Consider the following 24,945-nt stretch of genomic DNA (forward strand, 5'->3'; position numbering starts at 1 on the left):
TAAATTGCATTTACAATCTATACACTTTTCGAAACGCTCTGGCTCAATGTTTTCAGGGCTTTTGGCATGGGTTCAAACGGTATGTTTTTTGTTACAACCGCGCAAAAAAAAGCCCCTCCAGCCAGACTGATGCGCAATCTGGCGGGAAGGGCGATGGAACTCGATATCACGCATTACCCCTGTGGGAGCGGGCTTGACCGCGAAGACGGTGTGTCAGCAACCCATCTGTAGCTGAACCCACGCATTCGCGAGCAAGCCCGCTCCCACAGAGGGAAACAATGTTGCTTCAGGCCACGAATTGCTCCGCGTAGTGACAAGCCACCTGCCGGTTATCCAACGGCCGCAACAGCGGCTCCTCACTGCTGCAGCGCTCGGTCGCATACGGGCAGCGCTTGTGGAACGCGCAACCCGGCGGCGGGTTCAGTGGGTTGGGCAGTTCGCCGACGATCTTGATCTTTGGCTTGCTCGGGTCCGGGTGAATGGTCGGCGTGGCCGACAGCAGCGCCTGGGTGTAAGGGTGCAGCGGGCGTGCGTAGATGTCTTCCTTGGGGCCCACCTCAACCGGGCGGCCGAGGTACATCACCATCACATCGTCAGCTACGTGCTGTACCACCGCCAGGTTGTGGGAAATGAACACGTAGGCGGTGTTGAATTCCTGCTGCAAATCCATGAACAGGTTAAGCACCTGTGCCTGGATCGACACGTCCAGCGCCGAGGTCGGTTCGTCCGCCACCAGCACCTTGGGTTGCAGCATCATTGCGCGAGCCAGGGCGATACGCTGGCGCTGACCACCGGAGAACATGTGCGGGTAGCGCTGATAATGCTCAGGGCGCAGGCCCACTTGCTTCATCATCGCCTGCACTTTTTCGCGGCGCTCGGCGGCGGACAGGTGGGTGTTGATCAGCAGCGGTTCGGCCAGTTGATCGCCGACTTTCTGGCGAGGGTTCAACGAGGCATAGGGGCTCTGGAACACCATCTGCACGTCTTTGCGCAATTGCTTGCGCTGAGCCTTGTTGGCGCCGGCCACTTCTTGCCCGGCGATTTTCAACGAGCCCGACGAGGGCTCTTCAATCAGCGTCAGGGCGCGGGCCAGGGTGGATTTGCCACAGCCCGACTCGCCTACCACGGCGAGGGTCTTGCCGGCTTCCAGCTCAAAAGACACACCATTAAGAGCACGCACGGTGGCGTGGCCTTTGAAGAGGCCACGGGACACTTCGTAGTGACGGGTGAGGTCGCGGGCGGTAAGTACGACGGCCATTACGCCACCTCCTGGTTCAACGGGTAGAAGCAGCGGGCAAGGCTGTTGCTTTTCGGATCGAGGCCCGGCCGCTGGGCGCGGCAGGAGTCCTGCACATACGGGCAGCGCGGCGACAGCAGGCAACCCTGCGGACGGTCATAGCGGCCCGGCACGATGCCCGGCAGCGTGGCCAGGCGCGTGGCACCCAGGCTGTGCTCGGGAATCGCCTTGAGCAACGCTTCGCTGTACGGGTGTGCCGGAATGTCGAACAACTGCGGCACCTGGCCGACTTCCACGGCCTGGCCGGCGTACATTACGCACACGCGCTGGGCAGTCTCAGCCACTACCGCGAGGTCGTGAGTGATCAGCACCAGGCCCATGTTCTGCTCTTTTTGCAGGGCCAGCAGCAATTCCATGATCTGCGCCTGGATGGTCACGTCCAGCGCAGTGGTCGGTTCATCGGCGATCAGCAGTTTGGGCTCGCCGGCAATGGCCATGGCGATTGCCACGCGCTGGCTCATACCGCCGGACAGTTGATGCGGGTAAGCGTCCATACGGCTGGCGGCGCCCGGGATCTCGACTTTTTCCAACAGCTCAATGGCGCGTTTGCGTGCTTGTTTGCCGGACATTTTCAAATGCAGGCGCAGCACTTCTTCGATCTGGAAACCCACGGTGTAGCTGGGGTTCAACGCGGTCATCGGGTCCTGGAACACCATCGCCAGGTCTTTGCCGACGATCTGACGGCGCTGGCGGTTGCTCAGCTTGAGCATGTCCTTGCCGTCGAAGTTCAGGGCATCGGCGGTGACGATGCCGGGATGTTCGATCAGGCCCATCAGCGCCATCATGGTCACGGATTTACCCGAGCCCGACTCGCCAACGATCGCCAGTACTTCGCCCTTGTCGACGGAAATGTCGAGGCCATCGACCACCGGCACGGCGGTCTTGTCGCCGAAGCGCACGTTGAGATTCTTGATTTCTAACAATGACATGGGAATCTCCTCAGGCGGCGTTCTTGAGTTTCGGGTCCAGCGCATCGCGCAGGCCGTCACCCATCAAGTTGATTGCCAGCACGCTGAGCAAAATGGTCAAGCCAGGCAGGCTCACCACCCACCAGGCGCGTTCGATGTAGTCGCGGGCCGAAGCCAGCATGGTGCCCCACTCAGGGGTTGGCGGTTGTACGCCAAGGCCGAGGAAGCCCAGGGCCGCGGCATCGAGAATCGCCGAGGAAAAGCTCAAGGTCGCTTGTACGATCAGCGGCGCCATGCAGTTAGGCAGCACGGTGATGAACATCAGGCGTGGCAGGCCGGCGCCGGCGAGGCGGGCGGCAGTCACGTAGTCGCGGTTCAGTTCGCCCATCACGGCGGCGCGGGTCAGGCGCACATAGGATGGCAACGACACGATGGCGATGGCGATCACGGTGTTGATCAGGCCAGGGCCGAGGATGGCGACAATCGCCACGGCCAGCAGCAGCGATGGCAGGGCCAGCATGATGTCCATCAAGCGCATGATGGTCGGGCCGAGCAAGCGCGGGAAGAACCCAGCGAACAGGCCCAGCAGGATGCCCGGGATCAGCGACATCACCACCGACGATAAACCGATCAGCAACGACAGGCGCGAGCCCTGGATCAAGCGCGAGAGCAAGTCACGGCCCAGTTCGTCGGTGCCCAGCAGGAACTGCATCTGCCCGCCTTCCAGCCAGGCCGGTGGCGTGAGCAGGAAGTCTCGGTATTGCTCGCTGGGGTTATGCGGCGCAACCCACGGGGCGAAGATCGCGCAGAACACGATCAGCAACATGAACAGCAGGCCGGCAACCGCGCCTTTGTTCTTGGAGAAGGCTTGCCAGAATTCTTTGTACGGGGACGGGTACAGCAGGCTCTGATCGACTGCTGACACTTGAGTAGGTGTGGTCATGGTCATGATCTCAGCGCTGGTGACGGATGCGTGGGTTGGCGAAGCCGTAGAGGATATCCACCACGAAGTTCACCAGGATCACCAGGCAGGCGATCAGCAGAATGCCGTTTTGCACCACCGGGTAGTCCCGCGCGCCAATGGCTTCGATCAGCCATTTGCCGATGCCGGGCCACGAGAAGATGGTTTCGGTCAGTACCGCACCGGCCAGCAGCGTGCCGACTTGCAGGCCGACCACAGTGAGCACCGGGATCAGCGCGTTACGCAGGCCGTGCACGAACACCACGCGCGCCGGCGACAGGCCCTTGGCCTTGGCGGTACGGATGTAGTCCTCACGCAGCACTTCGAGCATCGACGAACGGGTCATGCGCGCGATCACCGCCAGCGGGATGGTGCCGAGCACGATGGCTGGCAGGATCAGGTGGTGCAACGCATCCCAGAACGCGTCCGGCTCGTCGGCCAGCAGGGTGTCGATCAGCATGAAGCCGGTGCGTGGCTCGATGTCGTAGAGCAGGTCGATACGCCCGGACACCGGGGTCCAGCCCAGGCTCACCGAGAAGAACATGATCAGGATCAGGCCCCACCAGAAGATCGGCATCGAATATCCCGCCAGGGAGATGCCCATCACCCCGTGGTCGAACAGGGATCCTCGTTTGAGTGCCGCGATCACCCCGGCCAACAGGCCCAGAATACCGGCGAACAACAGCGCGGCCATGGACAGTTCCAGGGTCGCGGGGAAGAGGGCGGTGAACTCGGTCCACACGCTGGTGCGAGTGCGCAACGATTCGCCAAGGTCGCCCTGGGCGAGCTTGCCGACGTAATCCAGGTATTGCGCATACAGCGGCTTGTTAAGGCCAAGGCGCTCCATTGCCTGGGCGTGCATTTCGGGGTCAACCCGTCGCTCGCCCATCATGACTTCTACGGGGTCGCCTGGAATCATGCGAATCAACGCAAAGGTCAGCAACGTGATGCCGAAGAACGTGGGGATCAATAACCCCAGTCGGCGGGCAATAAAACTAAACATCTTGGTGTGTACCTCAATCAGCCGGTTAGGCAGGTCCGGCACCGTCAGTGTCGACGGTGCCGAGCGTTTTTCTTATTTACTTCACCTGGGTGGTGGCGAAGTTATTGGTAGTCAGAGGGCTTTGGGTATAACCCTCGACGTTCTTGCGCATGGCGGTAAACATTTTCGGGTAGGCCATGGGGATCCACGGTTGGTCCTTCTCGAAAACGGCCAAAGCTTGTTCATAGAGTGCGGCGCGTTCGGCGGGTTCAGCGTCGGCGCGGGCCTTGTCGATCAAGTCTTGAAACTCTTTGTTACACCAGCGGGCGTAGTTTTCGCCGTTTTTCGCTGCGTCGCAACTCAGGTTAGGGGTGAGGAAGTTATCCGGGTCGCCGTTATCCCCGGCCCAGCCTGCAGAAACCATGTCGTGTTCGCCGGCTTTAGCGCGCTTGAGCATTTCGCCCCACTCCATGACCTTGATATTGACCTTCAGGCCAATCTGGGCCAGATCCGCCTGCATGCGCTGGGCGCCGAGCATCGGGTTGGGGTTGGTCGGGCCGCCGCCGTTACGGGTAAACAGGGTGAACTCGGTGCCTTCCGGTACGCCGGCTTCCTTGAGCAGGGCGCGCGCCTTGTCCAAGTCGCGAACTGGGTTTTTCAGCTTGTCACTGAAGCCCAGCAGGGTCGGCGGGTACGGCCCGGTGGCATCGACGGCGTTGCCTTTGCCGTACAGCGATTCGTTGTAGCCCTTTTTATCGAAGGCAATATTGATCGCGTGACGTACCCGCGCATCGCTCATGTACTTGTGGGTGGTATTCATGGCGGTGTAGCTGGTGGTCATCGCCGCTAGTTCCGCCACTTTCAGGTTGGGATCAGCCTTGGCGCTGGGTACATCATCGGGCTTGGGATACAGCGCGATCTGGCATTCGTTGGCCTTGAGCTTTTGCAGGCGCACATTGCTATCGGTGGTGATTGCCAGAATAAGCGGGTCGGCCGGCGGCTTGCCACGGAAGTACTCCGGGTTGGCCTTGAAACGCACCTGGGCATCTTTTGCGTAGCGGTTGAAGATGAACGGCCCGGTGCCGATGGGCTTGGCGTTCAGGTCATCGGTCTTGCCGGACTTGAGCAACTGGTCGGCATATTCGGCGGAGTGAATCGAGGAAAACGCCATGGCCAGGTCGGCCAGGAACGGGGCTTCAGGACGGGTCAGGGTAAAGACGACGGTGTGATCGTCGGTTTTCTCTACGCTCTTGAGCAGTTCTTTAAAGCCCATGCTTTCGAAGTACGGATAGCCCACGTTGGACTTTTTATGCCAAGGGTGATTCGGGTCCAGCTGGCGCTGGAAGCTCCAAAGCACATCATCGGCATTCAGGTTGCGCGTGGGTTTGAAATAGTCGGTGGTGTGGAACTTGATGTCGTCACGCAGGTGGAAGGTGTAGGTCAGGCCATCGGCGCTGATTTCCGGCAGGTCTTTGGCCAGGGCAGGCACCACTTCTGTGGTGCCGGGCTTGAAGTCCACCAGGCGGTTGAACATGGTTTCAGCGGCGGCGTCAGCGGTCACGGCAGTGGTGTACAGGACCGGGTCGAAACCTTCCGGGCTGGCTTCGGTGCAGACCACCAGCGGTTTGGCCGAAACGCCGATCGCCACGCTCAACAGCGCAGCGGCCATGGCGGCTTGTAGTGGGAGCATTTTCATTCAGAGCCCTCTGCAATCGATGGAACCAGAAAAGCGTAGGCGGCAAGCTCGTCCTGAGCTCGCCGCCTGCTTGGCACTAATTAAAGGATGTTGAACGGGATGGTGGTAACCAGACGGAACTCTTTGATGCTGCCGTCGGACTGGAACTCGCTGCCACGGTGCTCAACATAGGTTGCGCGCACGGTGGTGGCTTTGAGCGGGCCGCTCTGCAGCGCGTAAGAGGCGCCTACACCGTATTCCTGGTGCTTCTCGCCGTCCTGGGACTGGATGCCGTCATAGGCAAACTTGGCCCGGCCATTGTTGCCGGTGTAGTGGGTGCCGTCGATGCCCCAGCCGCGTGCCGAGTAGGCGTTGAACTTAAGGCCAGGTACGCCGTATTCAGCCATGTTGATGGCATAGGCGATCTGGAAGGATTTCTCGTTCGGGCCGTTGAAGTCAGACGTCAGGGAGTTGGCCAGGTAGATACCGTTGGTTTCGTGCAGGTAGTCGAAGTACTCGTTACCGTTCACTTGCTGGTAGCCAAAGGTCAGGCTGTGTGCCTGGTGAGTCAGGCCCAGGGAGAGGGAGAAGGTATCGTTGTCGATTTCCCCCATCTCTTTTTTGCCTTCATCGACAGTCTTGTAGTAGTTGAAGCCGGTGGTCAGGCCCAACTGCTGCGCGTCGCCCAGCTCGTGGGTGGCGCCGAAGTAGTACTGGTTCCAGAAGTCCTTCACGTTAGCGGCGAAGAAGCTGGTCTTCAGGCTTTTCAGCGGCTGGTAGTTCACACCCAGGGTCGACACTTTGTCGGTTTCTGCGCCATTGCCGTATTCGGTACGGAATTTCGACAGGCTCTGCTCGCTACGTGGGGAAACGCGGTCGAACACGCCGCCCTGGAACGACAGGTTGCTGAACTCTTCGCTGTTGAAGCTCACGCCCTGGAAGCTCGAAGGCAGAGCACGGTTGCCGATGGTGTCGACGATGCCGCTGCTGAAGTTCTGGCGACCGGCGGTCAGTGTGGTGTTGGACACACGGAATTGCACGTTGGCCAGGCCCAGTTTGCTCCACTGGTCTACGGCGTCACCGTTGGAGTCGGCCAGGGTACGGTTGGAGCCGCCTTTGATATCACGCTTGCTGCGGTCCAGTACCAGGGCGTTGTACACCGCCACTTCAGTCTTGACCCCAACGGTGCCCTGGGTGAAACCCGAGCTGGCGTTGAGGATGGTGCCTTGGACCCAGTTGGTACGGTTGCGATCGGTCAGGGTCTGGCCGTGTTTCTGGTACGAGAAGGTGCCCCCGCGGTATTTGCTTTCATGGGAGTACCAGTTACGCGTGGTGCCGCCCAGGCTGAAATCTTCGATAAAGCCTTTGGCCTCGCTTTGGGCGCTGGTGCCGGCCAGGGTGGTAGGAACGAAGTCCTGGCTTTGCGTTTCAGCGTAGGCGGTGGCCGTGATGCTGCTGATGGCCAAGGCCAGAAGCGCTTTGCTGCTCAGTTTCATGGGTGAAGCTCCTTTGGTTCTCTTTTTTAATGCCGGTCTTTTTGGGTGATCCGGCTATTGGGTGTGGAACTTGTTCAAGCTATTGCAAACGTTTGGCGTAGGAAAATTCCCAACAAAAGCCTGCACGTTTGCCGGGGAGCTGATTTCGCTCCCCGCCATCCGGTTATTTTCTTATGGGTTGATGCTGACGCCCGAGAACACGTTGCGGCCGAAGGGGCTTACCTTGAAGCCTTCGACTTTGGCGCTTAACGGCTGGTTGACCGTCGAGTGGGCGATGGGCGTGATCGGCACCTGCTGCTTGAGCAGTTGCTGCGCCTGTTTGTACAGAACAGTCCTTTGTTCACGGTCGGTCACGACCTTGGCTTGCTTGATCAGCTTGTCGTACGCCGGGTCGCACCACATGGAGTAGTTGTTCCCGCCGATGGCGTCGCAGCTGTAGAGGGTGCCGAGCCAGTTGTCCGGGTCACCGTTGTCGCCGGTCCAGCCGATCAGGCTGACATCGTGCTCACCGTTCTTGGTGCGTTTGATGTACTCGCCCCATTCATAGCTGACGATCTTGACCTTGAGACCGATCTTGGCCCAGTCGTTCTGCAGCATTTCCGCCATCAGCTTGGCGTTGGGGTTGTACGGGCGTTGCACCGGCATGGCCCACAGGGTGATCTCGGTGCCTTCCTTGACGCCAGCGGCCTTGAGCAACTGCTTGGCTTTTTCCGGGTCGTAGGCGGCGTCCTTGATGCTGTCGTCGTAGGACCACTGCGTCGGCGGCATACCATTGACCGCCAGTTGCCCGGCGCCTTGGTACACAGCATTGAGGATGCTCTGCTTGTTCACCGCCATGTCCAGCGCCTGGCGTACTTCCAACTGATCGAACGGCTTGTGGCGCACGTTGTAGGAGATATAGCCGAGGTTAAAGCCCGGCTTGGTCAGCAGTTGCAGGTTCGGGTCGGTCTTGAGGGCTTCGACGTCGGCGGGGCGTGGATGCAGGGTCACCTGGCATTCGCCGGCCTTGAGCTTCTGCACGCGCACCGAGGCGTCGGTGTTGATGGCGAAGATCAGTTGGTCCAGCTTGACGCGGCTCGGGTCCCAGTACTGTTTGTTGCCCACGTAGCGGATCTGCGAGTCTTTCTGGTAACGCTGGAACACGAACGGGCCAGTGCCGATCGGCTTCTGGTTGATGTCGCTGGGCCGGCCTTGCTTGAGCAACTGCTCGGCGTATTCCGCCGAAAGGATCGCGGCAAAGCTCATGGCGATATTCTGCACGAACGCGGCGTCGACCGTGTTCAGGGTCATCACCACGGTGTACGGGTCGGTTTTCTCGACCTTGGCGATGTTCTTGTTCAGGCTCATCCCGTTGAAGTACGGAAACTCGGTGGGGTAGGCCTTACGGAACGGGTGTTCGGGGTCAAGCATGCGATTGAAGGTGAACAGCACGTCGTCGGCGTTGAAGTCTCGCGTCGGCTTGAATTCCTTGTTGCTGTGGAACTTCACCCCTTCACGCAGGTGGAAGGTGTAGGTCAGGCCATCAGGGGAAATATCCCACTTGGTTGCCAGCCCAGGGACGACGTCGGTCGCGCCTTTTTCGAACTCCACCAAACGGTTATACAAAGGCTCCGCCGCATCGTTGTCGGTAGCGGTGGTGTATTGCGCAGTGTCAAACCCTGCCGGGCTGCCTTCGGAGCAGAACACCAGGCTCTTTTTCTCGGCGGCTTGGCCCATGGTGGCCATGGCCAGCAGGCTGGTGGCAAACAGAGCGGATACAACGGTGGTATGGCGCATGACGATCCCGGTCCTTGTTTGTAGTTATCAACAGCGAGCCTACCTGCTGGCGTGCAGCCAGGCAGACCTCACTGATCCCACACACAGCAAGTGCCCTTCCCAGAGTGATGCCTCTGCTGTCCTACGACCTTATGGGGCGTTGACCTTGCAGTAAATGCGTCAATTCTGACTGACCTTGTAGGCAACGGAGGCACGGGTCGCAGTTCATTGCTGTAAGACGGCAACGCTTGCAAACGTAGTCTGTTTCCTAAGGTCCAGGCGGATGGAATAACGGCGACGTTATGAAACGTCGCCGTTATTGGTCCTTACTTGCCGCTGACGCTAACGCCGTAGAAGGAATTCAAGCCAAACGGGCTGATCTTGAAGTCCTGCACGGTATTACGCATGGGTTGATACACCGTCGAGTGCGCGATAGGTGTGTAAGGCAATTCGCGTTTAAGCAGCTGTTGCGCCTGTTTGTACAGTTCGGTGCGCTTGGCGACATCCGTGGTCGATTTGGCCTGGCTGATCAGGTCGTCATACTGTTTATTAACGAACTTGGAGAAGTTGTTACCGTTCAACGCCGGGGACGAAAACAGGGTGCCCAGCCAGTTGTCAGGGTCACCATTGTCACCGCTCCAGCCGATGATCATCGCCTGGTTCTCGCCACCTTTGGAACGCTTGATGTACTCGCCCCACTCGTAGCTGACGATGTTGACCTTCAGGCCGATCTGTTTCCAGTCGCTCTGCAGCATCTCGGCCATCAGCTTGGCGTTCGGGTTGTACGGACGCTGAACCGGCATGGCCCAAAGAGTGATCTCGGTGCCTTCCTTGATGCCAGCCTCCTTGAGCAGTTCCTTGGCTTTGGCAGGGTCGTACTTGGCGTCCTTGATCGTAGTGTCGTACGACCATTGGGTGGGTGGCATGGCATTGACGGCCAATTGCCCAGCGCCCTGGTACACGGAGTCGATGATCTGCTGCTTGTTCACCGACATGTCCAAAGCCTGGCGAACCCGCAGGTCAGCCAGCGGGTTTGGCGTCGTCTGGCCCTTGAGCACAGGCATCACGTTGTAGGCGATGTAGCCCAGGTTGAAGCCGGCCTGGTGCGGCATCTTCATGTCCTTGTCCGCTTCCAGCGGCTTGATATCGGCCGGGCGAGGATAGGCTGTGATCTGGCACTCGTTCTTTTTCAGTTTCTGGATGCGTACTGAAGGGTCCGTGGAGATTGCGAAGATCAGGTTATCGATCTTGACGTCTTCAGGCTTCCAGTATTCCTTGTTGCCGGTGAAGCGAATGTTGGAGTCTTTCTGGTAGCTCTTGAACACGAACGGGCCAGTGCCGATCGGCTTCTGGTTGATGTCGGCGGCCTTGCCTTCCTTCAACAGTTGGGCGGCATATTCGGCCGACTGGATCGATGCAAAGCTCATCGCGAGGTTCTGGATAAACGCCGCGTCCACGGTGCCAAGGGTGAACTTGACGGTGTGGTCATCGACTTTCTCGATGTTCTTGATGTTCTTATCCATCTCCATGTCCGAGAAGTACGGGAACTCGGTAGGGTAGGCCTTACGGAACGGATCGTCTTTATTGATCATTCGGTTGAAGGTGAACAGTACGTCGTCAGCCGAAAATTCACGAGTAGGCTTGAAGTACGGGGTGGTATGGAACTTGACGCCTTCGCGAAGGTGGAAGGTGTACGTCAGGCCATCCGGGGAAACGTCCCAGCTGGTGGCCAGGCCAGGAACGACGGCGGTGCCGCCACGTTCGAACTGGCTCAGGCGGTTGAACATGGTTTCGGCCGAGGCATCGAAGTCTGTTCCGGTGGTGTACTGGCCTGGGTCGAAACCGGCCGGGCTCCCTTCGGAGCAGAACACCAGGTTAGTTGCCGCAAGGGCTACGGGGGCAGCGGCCATAAGGCCAGCGCTCACTAATAACGGAAGGACTGCGTGTTTAAGCATGTTGGCCTCATGATTTGTTGTCATTTTTGGTGGTGAGGGCGACCTCGTGAGTCGGCCTGCGGATACTTATGCAGGCGCCATACCCAATGCAAGATGCAGAGCGGTTGCAAAGGGAAAACTGTGGTACGAACGTACAGGAATGTCGCAATTATGAAAGTTTCGACACAAAAGTGCTTATTTGGAGGGTTTTTTCGGTGCAAATGGCGCACCAAAAATGCCCATCCGAGGCGTCTAGCGCACTCGGTTGGGGCATTAATGTTACTTATCTAGACCCACGCCGTAGAAGGGCGTCAGTCCAAACGGACTGATCTTGAAATCCTGCACTTGCTTGCGCATAGGCTGGAAAACCGTCGAGTTTGCAATGGGCGTTATAGGTACTTGTTCCTTAAGGATTTTCTGGGCCTGTTGATACCACTTGATGCGCTGCTCGCGGTCGCTGCTGACCTTGGCTTGTTGCACCAACTTGTCGTAGGCCGGGTTACACCATTTGGCATAGTTGCTGCCCTTGACCGCGGCACAACTGTAGAGCACGCCTAGCCAGTTATCGGGGTCGCCGTTGTCGCCGGTCCAGCCATAAATCATTGCATCGTGCTCGCCGTTTTTGGCGCGCTTGATGTACTCGCCCCACTCATAGCTGACGATGTTGGCCTTGATACCGACCTTGGCCCAATCCTGTTGAATCATCTGCGCGGACATCCGTGCATTAGGATTCGAGGCGCGTTGTACGGTCATCGCCCACAGGTTAATGGTGGTACCTGGTGCAACCCCTGCTTCTTTTAGTAGCAACCGGGCCTTGGTCGGGTCGTAGGGCGCATCGTGTATCGTGGGGTCATAAGACCACTGCGCGGGAGGCAGTGCGTTCTGCGCCAATTGTCCGGCGCCCTGGTAAACGGCCTTGATGATGGCGGGCTTGTCGATGGCCATGTCCAGTGCCTGACGAACCTTGAGTTGATCCAGCGGCGGGTGAGTCACGTTATAGGCCAGGAAGCCCAGGTTGAAGCCTGCTTGTTGCAATACGCGCAGGTTGGGGTCTTGCTTCATCATTTCGATATCGGCAGGGCGCGGGTAACCGCTGACCTGGCATTCGCCTGCCTTGAGTTTCTGCAGGCGCGCGGCGGCGTCCGGGGTGATGGCGAATATCAGGTTGTCGAGCTTCACATCCTCGGGTTTCCAATACTGTTTATTGGCCACATAACGGATCTGCGAGTCCTTCTGATAACGCTTGAACACAAACGGCCCGGTACCGACCGGTTGCTGGTTGATCTGCTCGGCCTTGCCTTGTTTCAACAACTGGGCGGCGTATTCGGCCGATTGAACAGAGGCAAAGCTCATGGCCAGGTTTTGCACGAACGAAGCATCGACAGTGTTCAAGTTGAACCGCACAGTGTGCTCGTCGAGTTTTTCGACGCTTTTGATCGTGGTGTTCAAACCCATGTCGGTGAAGTAGGGCGATTCGGACGGGTAGGCCTTGCGAAACGGGCTGTCGGCATCGAGCAAGCGATTGAAGGTGAACAGCACGTCATCGGCGTTGAAATTGCGGGTCGGGATGAAGTAGTCGGTGGTGTGGAACTTGACCCCGTCACGCAGGTGGAAGGTGTACGTCAGGCCGTCCTTCGATACATCCCAGCTTGTCGCCAGACCAGGTTCTACCTCGGTGCCGCCACGCTTGAACTGGGTCAGGCGGTTGAACACGGTTTCGGCGGAGGCATCAAAATCGGTGCCGCTGGTGTATTGGCTGGGGTCGAAGCCGGCGGGACTGGCTTCGGAGCAATAGACCAGGGTGGTGGCGGCCTGGGCCATGGGCATACAGGCCAGCAGGCTTGCGGCGATCAATAGTGGTTTGAAGGCGATTCTTTCCATGGAGACCCCTGAAATGGCAAGCATATTAGGCTGCCCAAACAAAAACGGCGGTTACCGAGGTTACCGCCGTTCAGGTGTTTCAGGTAAGGGGCCATTAGCCGGTTTATGCATTTACTATGTAGGTGACCTCGACCTTGGTAGGAGCATCTTTATCGATCGCATAGGCACCGTCCAACTCGTTACTCTCCCGTATCGTGAAGGTTCTGTTGATTGTTAACTTTACACCCGGAGCATTTTGGATATTTTTATCGGCGTTAGAGAAGTGTCCTTCAGAAGTCATATGGACCTTGGCCAGGTTGTTCGAGGGATCGTATTCAATCTGAAACTGGGTATTGTCAGCCTTAAAAAAATAGCCCTTCTGCAGAGTCACCTCTTCTTTGTTCAGGTCAAGTTCGTGTAGGTCAACGATAGCGGGCCCGGCAGAGCCTTGATGAGCCACTTCGGAGATGCGAGCCCGCAGATCGGCATTGGGAATTGCCGCTTCGAACTGCGCAATCCTTGCTTGCTTGGCACCCGCCGTCGTGTCTGCTGTTGCGTTCAGCTCAGTAGTCACTGACAAGGCGTTTTCGGTAGTGGTGACAGTGTAAGGATTACGATCGATATCCTTGACGAAGGCGGGCGAATACTCGCTGGCACCGTATTCCGTGGTGTGTGCTATCTCTTCCGGCAACAAGGTAAAATTCGGTTCTTCAAGGGTCCACGAGGTGATGAGCTTTTTTTTAATTATTCCTTCTTCCTCGATGTGACTGAAAGAGAACTCGTAGTTGGTTCCCGCTTTGTTCTTCAAGATTTCATCGAACTGTTCGGCACCGGCTATTTTTTTTCCATCCTGAATTCATAGAATAAGCGCAACGCTTGAAACGAGAGGCAGAGAGCCAGCCACCGGTAGAATCCAGGCTCTCACACCGAAGGATTCAAGCGCAGATGACTACGCATTACCGGCAGCTGACTCAGGGACAACGTTACCAGATTGAGGCTGGCTTGAGCGCCGCAGAGAGCCAGGCGAGCATTGCAAAGCGGGTCGGCGTGCATCCCTCGACGATCAGTCGCGAGGTTCGCCGCAACAGCACCCAGAATATCTACAAGGCTGTTTCTGCGGCCCATGAAAGTGATGCTCGTCGAGCGGGTGCGCGCAAGTTTTGCAAGCCGGCGACATGGCTCAGCCATCATCTCCCGGTGTGGCTCAAGCATGGCATGAGTCCGGAGCAGATCGCCCAGCGGTTGAAGCAGGAGCAGCCAAGCCGGGCGGTCAGCCATGAGTGGATTTATCGGTTCATTGCCGCCGAACAGCGCGCCGGTGGTGAGCTTTATACCTATCTGCGACATCGCCGAAAGCGCTACCGGAAACGCTATGGAAGCCACGATCGGCGCGGGCAGCTGCGTAATCGCGTGTCAATCAGTGAACGCCCAGCCGAGGTCGAAAGCCGCGAGCGCCTGGGGGACTGGGAGGGCGATACGGTACATGGACTGGGCGGTAACCTGGTGACCCTGGTTGATCGCAAAAGCGGCTATCTGAGCGCCTATCCGGTCAAGCGCAGAACGCGCCGGCAGGTAACGCGGGCGATCAATCTGATGCTTCAGGGCCATGCCGCTCACACGCTGACGCTGGATAACGGAAGGGAGTTTGCCGGGCATGAACGCATCGCGCTACGGAGCCAGTGCCAGGTCTTTTTTGCAGACCCCTATTCATCCTGGCAACGTGGCACCAATGAAAACACCAACGGTCTGCTCCGCCAGTATTTCCCCAAGGGCAGCGACTTCAGCAAGCTGACCGTCGAAGCCGTCAATCGGACAGTAGCGAGGATCAATCTACGCCCGCGCAAGCGCTTGGGCTGGAAGACGCCGTACGAAGTGCATACAGGGGTGAGCGTTGCACTTATGTGTTGAATTCAGGCATCGATATCGACAAATTCATCGGCAAAAGTGGGTGGGGACTTCAGGTCATCACTCGGCGTTGGCGAAACTGGACGACGTAGCCATGCAAACAACCCAGCCCCGTCGCCGGGCGCGCGAGCCCATTCGCCATCGCGCCCGGGTGTTATTACCGTCAGCCCTGCGCGAGTATCCGGGTCAATAATTTTGGCAAATGAGTCGCCGGTCCTGTAGCGCCCGGATATTTCAAAGACCTTGCTCGTCCCTGTTTCATCAGTAAGGCGTACGAATTGGCGGAACGCCCCGGTGTCGTCAGTCATTCGATAAACCCCCAGTGCATCTCGGGTGGCATTTTTTATCAATGCCTCACCCTCAGGGACCGCATATTTGGCCAGCGGGATGAGTGACCGGGAGTCAGGCAGGGGCTGTGGAGCAGGTTTGCCAGCGCGCGTACCCTCGGACGGTCCCGGTTGTGGTTCCGCGACTTCATTGGCGGGGGTTGGGGTAATCGGTTCACCCAGTGGTAATTCTTTTTCGGGAGGCAATGCAAAAGGGTCTTCGGGGACTGAGCTGGCTCCGACCGAGAAGAGTGTGTTCAGTAAGCCATCGAACGCCTTGGAGGCACCCTCGTCACGCTCTTGCACTGTGTCGCCAGACGAGGTTTTTTCTGCGCCCAGCGCCAATTCGGTCAATCCTGTCACGACGGCTACCGCGGCCACGGGTGCGGCAATCGGCGCAAGTTTGGCCAATAAGCCAGCCGCCACGGTAATGTCGTTGAGCCAGGTGTCTCGAGTCTCTTCGCTGTTTGACTTGATGACCACGTCAGCATCGCTTTTCATGCGCTCCTGGGTGGTGGTCGCCAGGGTAGTAAATAAGTCGCCGGTAATTTTCGAGTGGCTTGCATCGATTGCCGGTCCCTTCAGTTCGCCGCTGGCCATTTTCTTCAGGTGTGTATCCAAGCCATCTTTCGTTTCGCCTACGTGGGTGAACCACAGGAGGGGCATAAGTACTTTCGCCGCTCTGGCGGCAAAACCGGCGGTTTGGTCCTGGCGATAAATCATCGGGAAGTGACTCGCCAAGGCCTCACTTTTTTTCGGATCTTTTGCCTGATCAATCAGCCATTGTTCCAGCTTTTGCGCAGAGTCGAACCTGAGAAACGCCGGCTCGGCGCCTGGGATGTAAAGCACTTGCCGGCCACCGTCGCCCGCGCTGAATCGCACAATGTCGCTGGAGGTAAAACCGTGGATGCTCAAGGCATTCGCCTGTACAGGGGCTTTTATCGGTGTTTTGGCTTTGAGTTGGTCGACGCTGATCGGTGCATTTTCATCCAGGGGCAGGTCGGGTACTGCTGCCATCACCATCTTGTAGTCGTCACGAGTGAATTGGTGTTCGGGTGCTTGCAGCGCACGTTCAACTGCAGGCCATGCTTGAGCTGTCTTGAATTGTTTGCGGGCCTGGAAGGTGAACTCGCCTTTGATCGCCGTCTGGTAGCTATCGGAATGAGAGTTCCAGAAGTTGTCGATCTTCTGGGTCATTTGGCTCTGGAAGTCAGTCTTCCAGCTTTCATGCATCACTTGCGACGGTTTGAGGTCGATCTGGTTGTGCTTGCCGTAGCCGCCTTTTTCGCTTTGCCCAGCAGGTTGGGTATACAGCCCCGCTTCCAGGTCCAGGTTGCCGGGCACCCAATCGTGCTCGGAGAAGTTTTTCAGCAGGGCGTCGGGCAGGCGCAGCGAAGACCAGGGCTCTTGGAATGTGTGTTCCCAGCCGGTCGCCGTGTCTGCACTTTCGCCACCTTTGAAACGGTTCAGGTACACGGTGTCGGAGTCGATAGGTTTGCCCGTGAGTTTGAGCAGCAGGTCATCCGCCCACTTTTTGGCCTCTGCCCGCGTATTGGGCAGGTTGTTGGCGACGTCAACCGCCAAACGCTTGTAAGCCAACGCCTGTGGTGCGGTGCTGTAGTAATTGGCGGCATTGTGTTTTTGCACTTGCAGCGCTTGTGAAGAGCGGCTGCTGGCAGGGCGCAGGCGGTCATTGGCGGGGATAGGGTCGAAGCTGTCTTTATGTTCCAGATACCTTATTTGTGTTCGAGCCTGGGACAGCGTTTGGGGAAGGGACACGCCTTCAAAGTTGGCCACCACTTTTGCACTGACCTGTATGGAGTCCTTACCCAGCCTCACACGCAAATCACCGTTATTGCCAGGGGCGATAACTTTTGCGGTCTCCAGCAAGGGGCCTGAAATTTGTCCCCAGCCTGATGTATCCGAGAGATGGAAGGTTTTCGTTTTGCCCTCGATCTCGGCGGACAAGGTACCTGTAGACGGGTTGATTGAAAGCAAGGTGTCCGGGGCGAAGTGTTGTTCGTGCAGCCAGCCCTGTACCACGGCGTTTTCCACATGCATGCGATACAGCCCGAGCCATTGGCCCAGAGTGCTTTGGGGCGGCACGGTTATCAGCCCGGCATTGCCGTGCAACACCTTGCGTTGTACGGCCTCGAGGTAGGCCTTGAGCAGTGCTGTTTCATCGGGTTGGACAGCCTTTGGCGTGGGCGGTGACGATGCCGGCGTCGCCTGAGCTTGAGTGTTGGATGTCGCAGTAGCGACGGCGAGGGGCAGCGATAACGAGGGTGTTGGATCGAGTGATAGGGACATGAATTCGGCTCTCATTGTATGAATAAATGCCAGCACAGCCCTCCCTGGTAGCTATGGCAGTAATGAGTCGTGAAAACCGGACACTTGATTCCTACGAGATGTGCTGCCGTATATGACGGCGCGCGTGCGCGCAAAAAAAGCGCAATCCCGTGGGGCTGCGCCTTTGTTCTGTCTAAAAAGTTACTGTAAAACTTCGATCACACCATCGGCACTCATGCTGACCTGGCTGGTACCTGCTTCCACTTCCGGCGTCGGTGCTGAATCGGCCATCGCGGCTTTCATCATCATGCCGCCATTGCGGGCGTAGGGCATCGGGTAGCCATTGGTGTTGAAGTTCAGGTTGACGATCTTGTAGCCCTTGCCACCGAGTGCATCGGTCGCCAATTGTGCGCGCGCCTTGAATGCAGCCACGGCGTCTTTGAGCAGCGCATCTTCGCTGGCCTTGCGCGTGGCATCGGCGATGGCGAAGTCCATGCTGTCCATTTTCAACGTGTTCAACAGCTCGCCGGTGAGCTTGGACAGCGCCGGGAAGTCCGCGCTTTCCAGGCGCAGCTCGGCGCGTTCACGCCAGCCGGTGATCTTCTGGTTCTTGCTGTCGTAGATCGGGTAGCTGTTGCGGCTGCCCTGGCGCAAGGTCACGCCTTTGACTTCGCGCGCCTGGCCCAGGGCCTGGTTCAGGGTGGTGGTGATTTCGGCCGCGAGCTTGGCCGGGTCGGCGTTTTGCGATTCGGTGTAAAGGGTGACGATCATCTTGTCGCGGGCCACTTCCTGGCTGGCTTCGGCGCGCAGGGAGATCTGGTTGTAATGCAATGCATCGGCGGCCATGGCCGGCAGGCTGGCCAGGGCGCTGGCGCTGAGGGTAATGATGGCTGCACTGCGAATGAAACGAGACATGGAAGCTCCTTGAGATAGTCGTGCTCGGTATGACTGTAGACGTTGGCACTGGGTTCTTCGGGTTTACACATTACCTACAAGTTATGCCGGCGCCGACGAACGGTCATTTACCCGGCCTGCGTCAAAGAGCCACACACGCCGTGCCAGCAGGTCTGCTTCGTTTATACTCGTGCCGATCCGCCTGCAGCGCTCAACGGGAGAGCTCATGCTCGCCGCCGTAAAACTGACTTCCGCCACTCGCCAGAACCTTTGGCGCCTGACGTTCATTCGCACCCTGGTATTGGCCGCACAGGCTGGTTCCGTCGGGCTTGCCTATTGGTTCGACCTGCTGCCGCTGCCCTGGCTGCAACTGGCCGTGACCCTGGGTTTTTCCACCGTATTGTGTGTGTTCACCGCCATTCGATTGCGTACCACTTGGCCGGTGACCGAGTTGGAATATGCTCTGCAACTGGCCTGTGACCTGTTTATCCACAGCGTGTTGCTGTACTTCTCCGGTGGGTCCACCAACCCCTTCGTCTCCTACTACCTGGTGCCTTTGACCATCGCTGCCGTCACCCTGCCGTGGCGCTATTCGGTGGTGCTGTCGGGGATTGCGCTGACGCTGTACACCCTGCTGTTGGCGCAGTTCTACCCCTTGCAGACGTTCCCCATCGCCCGGGAAAACCTGCAGATCTACGGAATGTGGTTGAGCTTCGCCCTGTCTGCGGCAGTCATCACCTTCTTTGCCGCGCGCATGGCCGAAGAACTGCGCCGCCAGGAAGAACTGCGCGCCATTCGCCGTGAAGAAGGCCTGCGTGACCAGCAGTTGCTGGCTGTCGCCACCCAGGCCGCAGGCGCTGCCCATGAGTTGGGCACGCCGCTGGCGACCATGAGCGTGCTGCTCAAGGAAATGACCCAGGACCATCACGACCCGGCCCTGCAGGACGATTTGAGCGTGCTGCAGGAACAGGTCAAGCAGTGCAAGCTGACGTTGCAGCAACTGGTGCGCGCCGCTGAAGCCAATCGCCGTCTGGCGGTCGAAATGCAGGACGTCACCCAGTGGCTCGATGAGGCGCTCAACCGCTGGCACCTGATGCGTCCCGAAGCCAGTTACCGTTTCAACCTGCTGGGCCAAGGCAGCGTGCCGCGCATGGCGCCACCGCCGGACCTGACCCAGGCGCTGCTCAACTTGCTGAACAATGCAGCCGACGCTTGCCCTGAAGGCCTCGGCGTGCAGTTGGACTGGGACGCGGAAAACGTCACCATCAGCATTCGTGACCACGGCGCGGGCGTGCCGTTGGCCATTGCCGAGCAGATCGGCAAACCCTTCTTTACCACCAAGGGCAAAGGCTTCGGCCTGGGCCTGTTTTTGAGCAAGGCCAGCGTGACCCGCGCGGGCGGCTCAGTGAAGCTCTATAGTCATGAGGAAGGTGGCACGCTCACCGAGCTGCGCCTGCCCCGTGTCGCACGAGGAGATATCGATGAGTGACGAGATCCAAGTCGAAGGCGAAGAACTGCCGCACCTGTTGCTGGTAGATGACGACGCGACCTTTACCCGCGTGATGGCGCGCGCCATGAGCCGGCGCGGTTTTCGCGTCAGCACTGCAGGCTCTGCCGAAGAGGGCCTGACCATCGCCCAGGCCGACCTGCCGGACTACGCCGCCCTCGACCTTAAAATGGACGGCGACTCGGGCCTGGTACTGCTGCCCAAGCTGCTGGAACTCGACCCGGAAATGCGCGTGGTGATCCTCACCGGTTACTCCAGCATTGCCACCGCCGTCGAGGCGATCAAGCGCGGCGCTTGCAATTACCTGTGCAAACCCGCGGATGCCGACGACGTGCTGGCCGCCTTGCTGTCCGAGCATGCCGACCTCGACACCCTGGTGCCGGAAAACCCGATGTCGGTGGACCGCCTGCAGTGGGAACACATCCAGCGCGTGCTGACCGAGCACGAAGGCAATATCTCCGCCACCGCCCGCGCTTTGGGCATGCATCGGCGTACCTTGCAGCGCAAGTTGCAGAAGCGCCCGGTACGACGCTGAACGGCGACTGAACAACTCGCTTCAGGCTGCACGGACGCACGAACCGATCCCCTATGATCGGTTCAAACGCCTGTGACTTTTTCCTACCGAGCCTGAACGATGAATCAGAATGCTGAATATCGCGCGGTCAACGACGCGGTGCGTGGGCAATTCTTCCGCCGAACCTGGGCGATGATCACACCCTATTGGCGCAGTGAAGAGAAGGGCAGGGCTTGGCTGCTGCTGGCCGCAGTGATTGGCCTGTCGCTGTTCAGCGTGGCGATCTCCGTGTGGATCAACCACTGGTACAAAGACTTCTACAACGCCCTGGAGAAGAAGGACACCGCGGCCTTCTGGCAGTTGATCGGCTATTTCGGCGGGATCGCGGCGGTGGCGATACTCGGCGCGGTGTACCGCCTTTACCTGACCCAGATGCTGACTATCCGCTGGCGCGCCTGGCTCACCGAAAAACACTTCAGCCGTTGGCTGGCCCACAAGAATTACTACCAGCTGGAGCAGGGCGGCTACACCGATAACCCGGACCAGCGGATTTCCGAAGACCTCAACAACTTTACGTCCGGCACCTTGAGCCTGGGCCTTGGGTTGCTGCGTAACGTGGTCAGCCTGGTGTCATTCTCGATCATCCTGTGGGGTGTCTCGGGCAGCATCGAAGTGTTCGGCATCACCATTCCCGGCTACATGTTCTGGTGTGCGTTGCTGTACGCCGCCGTGGGCAGTTGGCTGACGCACCTGATCGGCCGGCGCTTGATTGGCCTGAGCAACCAGCAACAACGCTTTGAAGCGGACCTGCGTTTTTCCATGGTGCGGGTGCGTGAGAATGCCGAAAGTATCGCCCTGTACAACGGCGAGCCGAATGAAAGGCAGCGCCTGAGCACCCGCTTCGGCAAAGTCTGGCAGAACTTCTGGGACATCATGAAAGTGTCCAAGCGCCTGACCTTTTTCACCGCCGGCTACAGCCAGATCGCAATCATCTTCCCCTTTATCGTCGCCGCGCCGCGCTATTTCACCGGCAAGATCGAGCTGGGCGAGCTGATGCAAATCAACTCGGCGTTCGGCAACGTGCAAGAGAACTTCAGCTGGTTTATCAACGCCTATTCGGAACTGGCAACCTGGCGCGCCACCAGCGACCGTCTGCTGAGTTTCCAGCAAGCCATGAGCGACAACGAGCAGCGTACGCCGGCGATCGACGTGCGCCCTGAAGGCGAGCGCCTGGTGATCAAGGACCTGGGCATGGACCTGGCCGACGGCCGTCACCTGCTCACTGATGCCGACATGACCGTGGAGCCTGGCGAGCGCGTCATGCTCAGCGGGCGTTCCGGCAGCGGCAAGAGCACTTTGCTGCGGGCGATGGGGCATCTGTGGCCCGCCGGTCATGGCAGCATTCGCTTACCGGCGACGCGCTATCTGTTCCTGCCACAGAAGCCTTACTTGCCGATTGGTACGCTCAAGGCCGTGTTGAGTTATCCACAGGACGACAGCGTCTATCCGGCAGAACGTTATGCACAGGTCCTGGAGACTTGCCGCCTGCCGCACCTGGTCAATCGCCTGGATGAAGCCAACCACTGGCAACGCATGCTCTCGCCGGGTGAGCAACAGCGCCTGGCCTTTGCCCGTGCGCTGTTGTTTGCACCGCGATGGCTATACATGGATGAGGCAACCTCGGCCATGGATGAAGAAGACGAAGCAACCTTGTACCAGGCGTTGATCGATGAGTTGCCGGGGTTGAGCATCGTCAGCGTCGGCCACCGCAGCAGCCTCAAGCGTTTCCATGGGCGGCATGTGCGCATCGACGGTGGGCGGTTGCAGGAACAACAACCGACCTGAACGCGTGCGCGCTCGATGTGGGAGCCGGGCTTGCCCGCGATGGCGGAGTGTCTGAGGCAGGTGTGTCAACGGGCACGCCGCTATCGCAGGCAATCCAGCTCCCACAGGAGGCGGTGTTGTCTGATGATTCAGGCACCTAATAAAAAGCCCGGCTGATCATCGATCAGCCGGGCTTTTTTATTGCCCGAAGATGACTTACTTCTTCAAGCCGTAATGCTCATCCAACATGCCTGGAGCGTTCGGCGTCTTTGGCGCGTAGTCCCGTGGTGGCTCCTGGTTTTCCCGAGGCGGGGTCAGGCGTTCCCGTGGGGTTTGCGGTGCATCGGAATGCAGCGCGGCCAGCAGGCGCTGGCGGGTGATGTCGTCGAGGGCCAGGCGGTTAGCGCCATCGGCGAGGTGATCCTGTACTTCCTGGTAGCTCTGGGTGAGCTTCTTGACCAGGGTCGCGGTGCTGTTGAAGTGGGTAACAACCTCGTTCTGATAACTGTCAAAACGTTCCTGAATGTCATCCAGCTGACGCTGCGTGCGGTTAGGCGCGGCATTCGGCAGCAGGCGGGCAACCAGGAAACCAATGGCGACACCGGCAACCAGGGCAAGAGTCGGCAACAACCAAACTAAGAGCGAGTGTTCCACGAGTCCTTCCTCTATAAACGGCTTTGCTTTACGTTAACGGCTCAAACCTGCGCTGTATACCGCGATTAAGCTCGCAATGATGCCATGCACAGACTTTTAGCTAGACGAGTCGACCCCTTGAGAGGTCACGGAGTTCATCCTTGCTCATGCGTGAAACCCCCGTTTTGATCGATGGCCCGGCGGGCCAATTGGAAGCCCTGTACCTGGATCACCCCGAACCACGTGGCCTGGCGCTGGTTTGCCACCCTAACCCGGTGCAGGGTGGCACCATGCTCAATAAAGTCGTCTCGACCCTGCAACGCACTGCCCGCGATGCGGGTTTGATTACTTTGCGTTTCAATTACCGTGGTGTGGGTGCCAGTGCCGGTACTCACGATATGGCCACCGGTGAGGTCGACGATGCTGAAGCGGCCGCCACCTGGCTGCGGGAAAAGCACCCGGACCTGCCAATCACCTTGCTCGGTTTTTCTTTCGGTGGATATGTGGCCGCCAGCCTCGGCGGCCGCCTGGAAGCCAAAGGTGAAAAGCTCGCACACCTGTTCATGATCGCCGCTGCGGTGATGCGCCTGCGCGATACCGACGCGTTACCGCTGGGCTGCCCGTTGACCCTGATCCAACCGGAAAGCGACGAAGTGGTTGACCCGCAGCTGGTGTACGACTGGTCCGCCGCCCTCAAACGCCCCCATGAGTTGCTGAAAGTGGCAGAATGCGGACACTTTTTTCACGGCAAGCTGACCGATCTCAAGGATCTGGTGCTGCCACGCCTTTCGAATTGATGACAAGCGATCACCCATGACGACCCGTACCCGTATCCTCACCGGCATCACCACCACCGGCACGCCGCACCTGGGCAACTACGCCGGTGCGATTCGCCCGGCGATCCTCGCCAGCGAAGACGCGAATGCCGATTCCTTCTACTTCCTGGCCGACTACCACGCCCTGATCAAATGCGATGACCCGCAGCGCATCCAGCGCTCGCGTATGGAAATCGCCGCGACCTGGCTGGCCGGTGGCCTGGATGTGAACCGGGTGACCTTCTACCGCCAGTCGGACATCCCGGAAATTCCCGAGCTGACCTGGCTGCTGACCTGCGTTGCCGCCAAGGGCCTGCTCAACCGCGCCCATGCCTACAAGGCCTCGGTGGACAAGAACGTGGAGAACGGCGAAGACCCAGATGCGGGCATCAGCATGGGCCTGTACAGCTACCCGGTGCTGATGGCCGCGGACATCCTGATGTTCAACGCGCACAAGGTGCCGGTGGGCCGCGATCAGATCCAGCACGTGGAAATGGCCCGCGACATCGGCCAGCGTTTCAACCACCTGTTCGGCAACGGTAAAGAATTCTTCACCATGCCCGAGGCGTTGATCGAAGAAAGCGTGGCCACCTTGCCAGGCCTGGATGGTCGCAAGATGTCCAAGAGCTACGACAACACCATCCCGTTGTTCACCAGCGCCAAGGACATGAAGGACGCGATCTCGCGGATCGTCACCGACTCCCGCGCGCCAGGCGAAGCCAAGGACCCGGACAATTCGCACCTGTTCACCCTGTACCAGGCGTTCGCGACCAAGGCCCAGGAAGCACAATTCCGTGGCGAGCTACTAGAAGGCCTGGGCTGGGGCGAGGCGAAGAACCGTCTATTCCAACTGCTCGACGGCCAGCTCGGCGAAGCGCGCGAGCGTTACCACCAACTGATGTCGCGCCCATCGGACATGGAAGACCTGCTGCAGGTCGGCGCCAAGAAGGCCCGCGCTGTGGCGGCACCGTTCCTGGCCGAGCTGCGTGAAGCGGTGGGCCTGCGTTCGTTCGTCAACCAGGCGGCGGCGCCGGTCGCCACCAAGAAAAAAGCGGCAAAGGCTGCGCGGTTTGTGAGCTTCCGTGAAGACGATGGCAGCTTCCGCTTCCGCCTGCTGGCGCCTAACGGTGAACAGCTTCTGGTTTCACGCAAATTTTCTGATGGTAAGTTGGCAGGCGCTGCAACTAAAGATCTTCAGTCGGGTAAGACACTGGATATTCGCGAAGAAGGAACCACCTTCAGCGTCTGGCTGGAAGGCTACTGCATCGCAGATGGGCCTTTCTTCGAAGAGATTTCATCTCGCGATGCCGCCATCGCCGCTTTGCGCGCTGCGTTGACCCCAATCGAGGATTAACCCGACCAAGGGTTGA

Annotated in this window: 19 protein-coding genes; 6 read left to right on the forward strand and 13 right to left on the reverse strand. The window is 58.8% G+C overall.

Annotated features, from left to right (window positions below):
* Positions 1-286: 286 nt before the first annotated feature.
* The 10 genes from RHM69_RS25895 to RHM69_RS25940 all read right to left on the reverse strand — a co-directional run bounded on the left by RHM69_RS25895 (position 287) and on the right by RHM69_RS25940 (position 13,676).
* Positions 287-1,258 (reverse strand): peptide ABC transporter ATP-binding protein, encoded by a 972-nt coding sequence (locus RHM69_RS25895; RefSeq protein WP_014716895.1) that lies wholly within the window; start codon positions 1,256-1,258, stop codon positions 287-289.
* The gene (locus RHM69_RS25900) at positions 1,258-2,226 is read right to left on the reverse strand and encodes an ABC transporter ATP-binding protein (protein ID WP_014716896.1); all 969 of its coding nucleotides are present in this window, start codon (positions 2,224-2,226) and stop codon (positions 1,258-1,260) included. The genes RHM69_RS25895 and RHM69_RS25900 overlap by 1 nt, the downstream gene beginning before the upstream one ends.
* Before the next feature lie 10 nt (positions 2,227-2,236).
* Positions 2,237-3,148, reverse strand: coding sequence for an ABC transporter permease subunit (locus tag RHM69_RS25905; RefSeq protein WP_003188486.1), 912 nt, complete (start codon positions 3,146-3,148; stop codon positions 2,237-2,239).
* Positions 3,149-3,158: 10 nt separating this feature from the next.
* Positions 3,159-4,169, reverse strand: a complete 1,011-nt coding sequence (locus tag RHM69_RS25910; RefSeq protein ID WP_003171721.1) for an ABC transporter permease subunit — start codon at positions 4,167-4,169, stop codon at positions 3,159-3,161.
* Between the two features lie 76 nt (positions 4,170-4,245).
* Positions 4,246-5,844: an ABC transporter substrate-binding protein gene (locus RHM69_RS25915; protein WP_014716897.1), complete on the reverse strand. Its 1,599-nt coding sequence runs from the start codon at positions 5,842-5,844 to the stop codon at positions 4,246-4,248.
* An 80-nt stretch (positions 5,845-5,924) separates the two neighbouring features.
* Complete coding sequence (locus RHM69_RS25920; RefSeq protein WP_014716898.1) at positions 5,925-7,319, reverse strand: OprD family outer membrane porin; 1,395 nt, start codon at positions 7,317-7,319, stop codon at positions 5,925-5,927.
* A 171-nt stretch (positions 7,320-7,490) separates the two neighbouring features.
* A complete protein-coding gene (locus tag RHM69_RS25925; RefSeq protein WP_416151979.1) occupies positions 7,491-9,044 on the reverse strand; it encodes an ABC transporter substrate-binding protein in 1,554 nt (517 codons plus the stop codon).
* Positions 9,045-9,400: 356 nt separating this feature from the next.
* Entirely contained in the window at positions 9,401-11,029 is a 1,629-nt protein-coding gene (locus RHM69_RS25930; RefSeq protein WP_014716900.1) for an ABC transporter substrate-binding protein, read from the reverse strand.
* A gap of 258 nt (positions 11,030-11,287) precedes the next feature.
* Positions 11,288-12,889, reverse strand: a complete 1,602-nt coding sequence (locus RHM69_RS25935; protein WP_014716901.1) for an ABC transporter substrate-binding protein — start codon at positions 12,887-12,889, stop codon at positions 11,288-11,290.
* Between the two features lie 103 nt (positions 12,890-12,992).
* Positions 12,993-13,676: a hypothetical protein gene (locus RHM69_RS25940; protein ID WP_322255323.1), complete on the reverse strand. Its 684-nt coding sequence runs from the start codon at positions 13,674-13,676 to the stop codon at positions 12,993-12,995.
* A 137-nt stretch (positions 13,677-13,813) separates the two neighbouring features.
* On the opposite strand from RHM69_RS25940, the gene RHM69_RS25945 reads away from it, so the two are divergent.
* Entirely contained in the window at positions 13,814-14,776 is a 963-nt protein-coding gene (locus RHM69_RS25945) for an IS30-like element ISPpu17 family transposase (RefSeq protein ID WP_004577240.1), read from the forward strand.
* Between the two features lie 2 nt (positions 14,777-14,778).
* On the opposite strand, the gene RHM69_RS25950 is transcribed toward RHM69_RS25945, so the two are convergent.
* Positions 14,779-17,409 (reverse strand): dermonecrotic toxin domain-containing protein, encoded by a 2,631-nt coding sequence (locus RHM69_RS25950; protein ID WP_322255324.1) that lies wholly within the window; start codon positions 17,407-17,409, stop codon positions 14,779-14,781.
* A gap of 180 nt (positions 17,410-17,589) precedes the next feature.
* Positions 17,590-18,303 (reverse strand): SIMPL domain-containing protein, encoded by a 714-nt coding sequence (locus tag RHM69_RS25955; protein WP_014716903.1) that lies wholly within the window; start codon positions 18,301-18,303, stop codon positions 17,590-17,592.
* A 205-nt stretch (positions 18,304-18,508) separates the two neighbouring features.
* On the opposite strand from RHM69_RS25955, the gene RHM69_RS25960 reads away from it, so the two are divergent.
* The 3 genes from RHM69_RS25960 (at position 18,509) to RHM69_RS25970 (ending at position 22,148) form a co-directional block, all read left to right on the forward strand.
* Positions 18,509-19,771 (forward strand): ATP-binding protein, encoded by a 1,263-nt coding sequence (locus RHM69_RS25960; RefSeq protein WP_003188495.1) that lies wholly within the window; start codon positions 18,509-18,511, stop codon positions 19,769-19,771.
* Positions 19,764-20,324, forward strand: coding sequence for a response regulator transcription factor (locus RHM69_RS25965; protein ID WP_003171731.1), 561 nt, complete (start codon positions 19,764-19,766; stop codon positions 20,322-20,324). Before RHM69_RS25960 ends, RHM69_RS25965 begins: the two co-directional genes overlap by 8 nt.
* A gap of 99 nt (positions 20,325-20,423) precedes the next feature.
* Complete coding sequence (locus RHM69_RS25970; protein WP_058409861.1) at positions 20,424-22,148, forward strand: ABC transporter ATP-binding protein/permease; 1,725 nt, start codon at positions 20,424-20,426, stop codon at positions 22,146-22,148.
* Positions 22,149-22,343: 195 nt separating this feature from the next.
* Here RHM69_RS25970 and RHM69_RS25975 read toward each other — a convergent pair whose 3' ends face one another.
* Positions 22,344-22,781, reverse strand: a complete 438-nt coding sequence (locus tag RHM69_RS25975) for a YhcB family protein (RefSeq protein WP_003171734.1) — start codon at positions 22,779-22,781, stop codon at positions 22,344-22,346.
* Between the two features lie 146 nt (positions 22,782-22,927).
* On the opposite strand from RHM69_RS25975, the gene RHM69_RS25980 reads away from it, so the two are divergent.
* On the forward strand, positions 22,928-23,557 hold the full coding sequence (locus tag RHM69_RS25980) for an alpha/beta hydrolase (RefSeq protein WP_032903380.1): 630 nt from the start codon (positions 22,928-22,930) through the stop codon (positions 23,555-23,557).
* Between the two features lie 16 nt (positions 23,558-23,573).
* Positions 23,574-24,929: a tryptophan--tRNA ligase gene (locus tag RHM69_RS25985; RefSeq protein WP_038448915.1), complete on the forward strand. Its 1,356-nt coding sequence runs from the start codon at positions 23,574-23,576 to the stop codon at positions 24,927-24,929.
* Positions 24,930-24,945 lie beyond the last annotated feature (16 nt).

The organism is Pseudomonas sp. CCI1.1 (assembly GCF_034348165.1).
In the GTDB taxonomy this organism is placed as follows: Bacteria; Pseudomonadota; Gammaproteobacteria; order Pseudomonadales; family Pseudomonadaceae; genus Aquipseudomonas; species Aquipseudomonas paracarnis.

What these genes read in the sequence shown, in the direction of transcription:
- RHM69_RS25970 (WP_058409861.1), top strand. Translation starts at nt 20,424, where the DNA reads ATGAATCAGAATGCTGAATATCGCGCGGTCAACGACGCGGTGCGTGGG.
- RHM69_RS25910 (WP_003171721.1), bottom strand. Translation starts at nt 4,169, where the DNA reads ATGTTTAGTTTTATTGCCCGCCGACTGGGGTTATTGATCCCCACGTTC.
- RHM69_RS25965 (WP_003171731.1), top strand. Translation starts at nt 19,764, where the DNA reads ATGAGTGACGAGATCCAAGTCGAAGGCGAAGAACTGCCGCACCTGTTG.
- RHM69_RS25895 (WP_014716895.1), bottom strand. Translation starts at nt 1,258, where the DNA reads ATGGCCGTCGTACTTACCGCCCGCGACCTCACCCGTCACTACGAAGTG.
- RHM69_RS25915 (WP_014716897.1), bottom strand. Translation starts at nt 5,844, where the DNA reads ATGAAAATGCTCCCACTACAAGCCGCCATGGCCGCTGCGCTGTTGAGC.
- RHM69_RS25960 (WP_003188495.1), top strand. Translation starts at nt 18,509, where the DNA reads ATGCTCGCCGCCGTAAAACTGACTTCCGCCACTCGCCAGAACCTTTGG.
- RHM69_RS25945 (WP_004577240.1), top strand. Translation starts at nt 13,814, where the DNA reads ATGACTACGCATTACCGGCAGCTGACTCAGGGACAACGTTACCAGATT.
- RHM69_RS25950 (WP_322255324.1), bottom strand. Translation starts at nt 17,409, where the DNA reads ATGTCCCTATCACTCGATCCAACACCCTCGTTATCGCTGCCCCTCGCC.
- RHM69_RS25930 (WP_014716900.1), bottom strand. Translation starts at nt 11,029, where the DNA reads ATGCTTAAACACGCAGTCCTTCCGTTATTAGTGAGCGCTGGCCTTATG.
- RHM69_RS25935 (WP_014716901.1), bottom strand. Translation starts at nt 12,889, where the DNA reads ATGGAAAGAATCGCCTTCAAACCACTATTGATCGCCGCAAGCCTGCTG.
- RHM69_RS25955 (WP_014716903.1), bottom strand. Translation starts at nt 18,303, where the DNA reads ATGTCTCGTTTCATTCGCAGTGCAGCCATCATTACCCTCAGCGCCAGC.
- RHM69_RS25920 (WP_014716898.1), bottom strand. Translation starts at nt 7,319, where the DNA reads ATGAAACTGAGCAGCAAAGCGCTTCTGGCCTTGGCCATCAGCAGCATC.
- RHM69_RS25985 (WP_038448915.1), top strand. Translation starts at nt 23,574, where the DNA reads ATGACGACCCGTACCCGTATCCTCACCGGCATCACCACCACCGGCACG.
- RHM69_RS25925 (WP_416151979.1), bottom strand. Translation starts at nt 9,044, where the DNA reads ATGGCCACCATGGGCCAAGCCGCCGAGAAAAAGAGCCTGGTGTTCTGC.
- RHM69_RS25905 (WP_003188486.1), bottom strand. Translation starts at nt 3,148, where the DNA reads ATGACCACACCTACTCAAGTGTCAGCAGTCGATCAGAGCCTGCTGTAC.
- RHM69_RS25900 (WP_014716896.1), bottom strand. Translation starts at nt 2,226, where the DNA reads ATGTCATTGTTAGAAATCAAGAATCTCAACGTGCGCTTCGGCGACAAG.
- RHM69_RS25980 (WP_032903380.1), top strand. Translation starts at nt 22,928, where the DNA reads ATGCGTGAAACCCCCGTTTTGATCGATGGCCCGGCGGGCCAATTGGAA.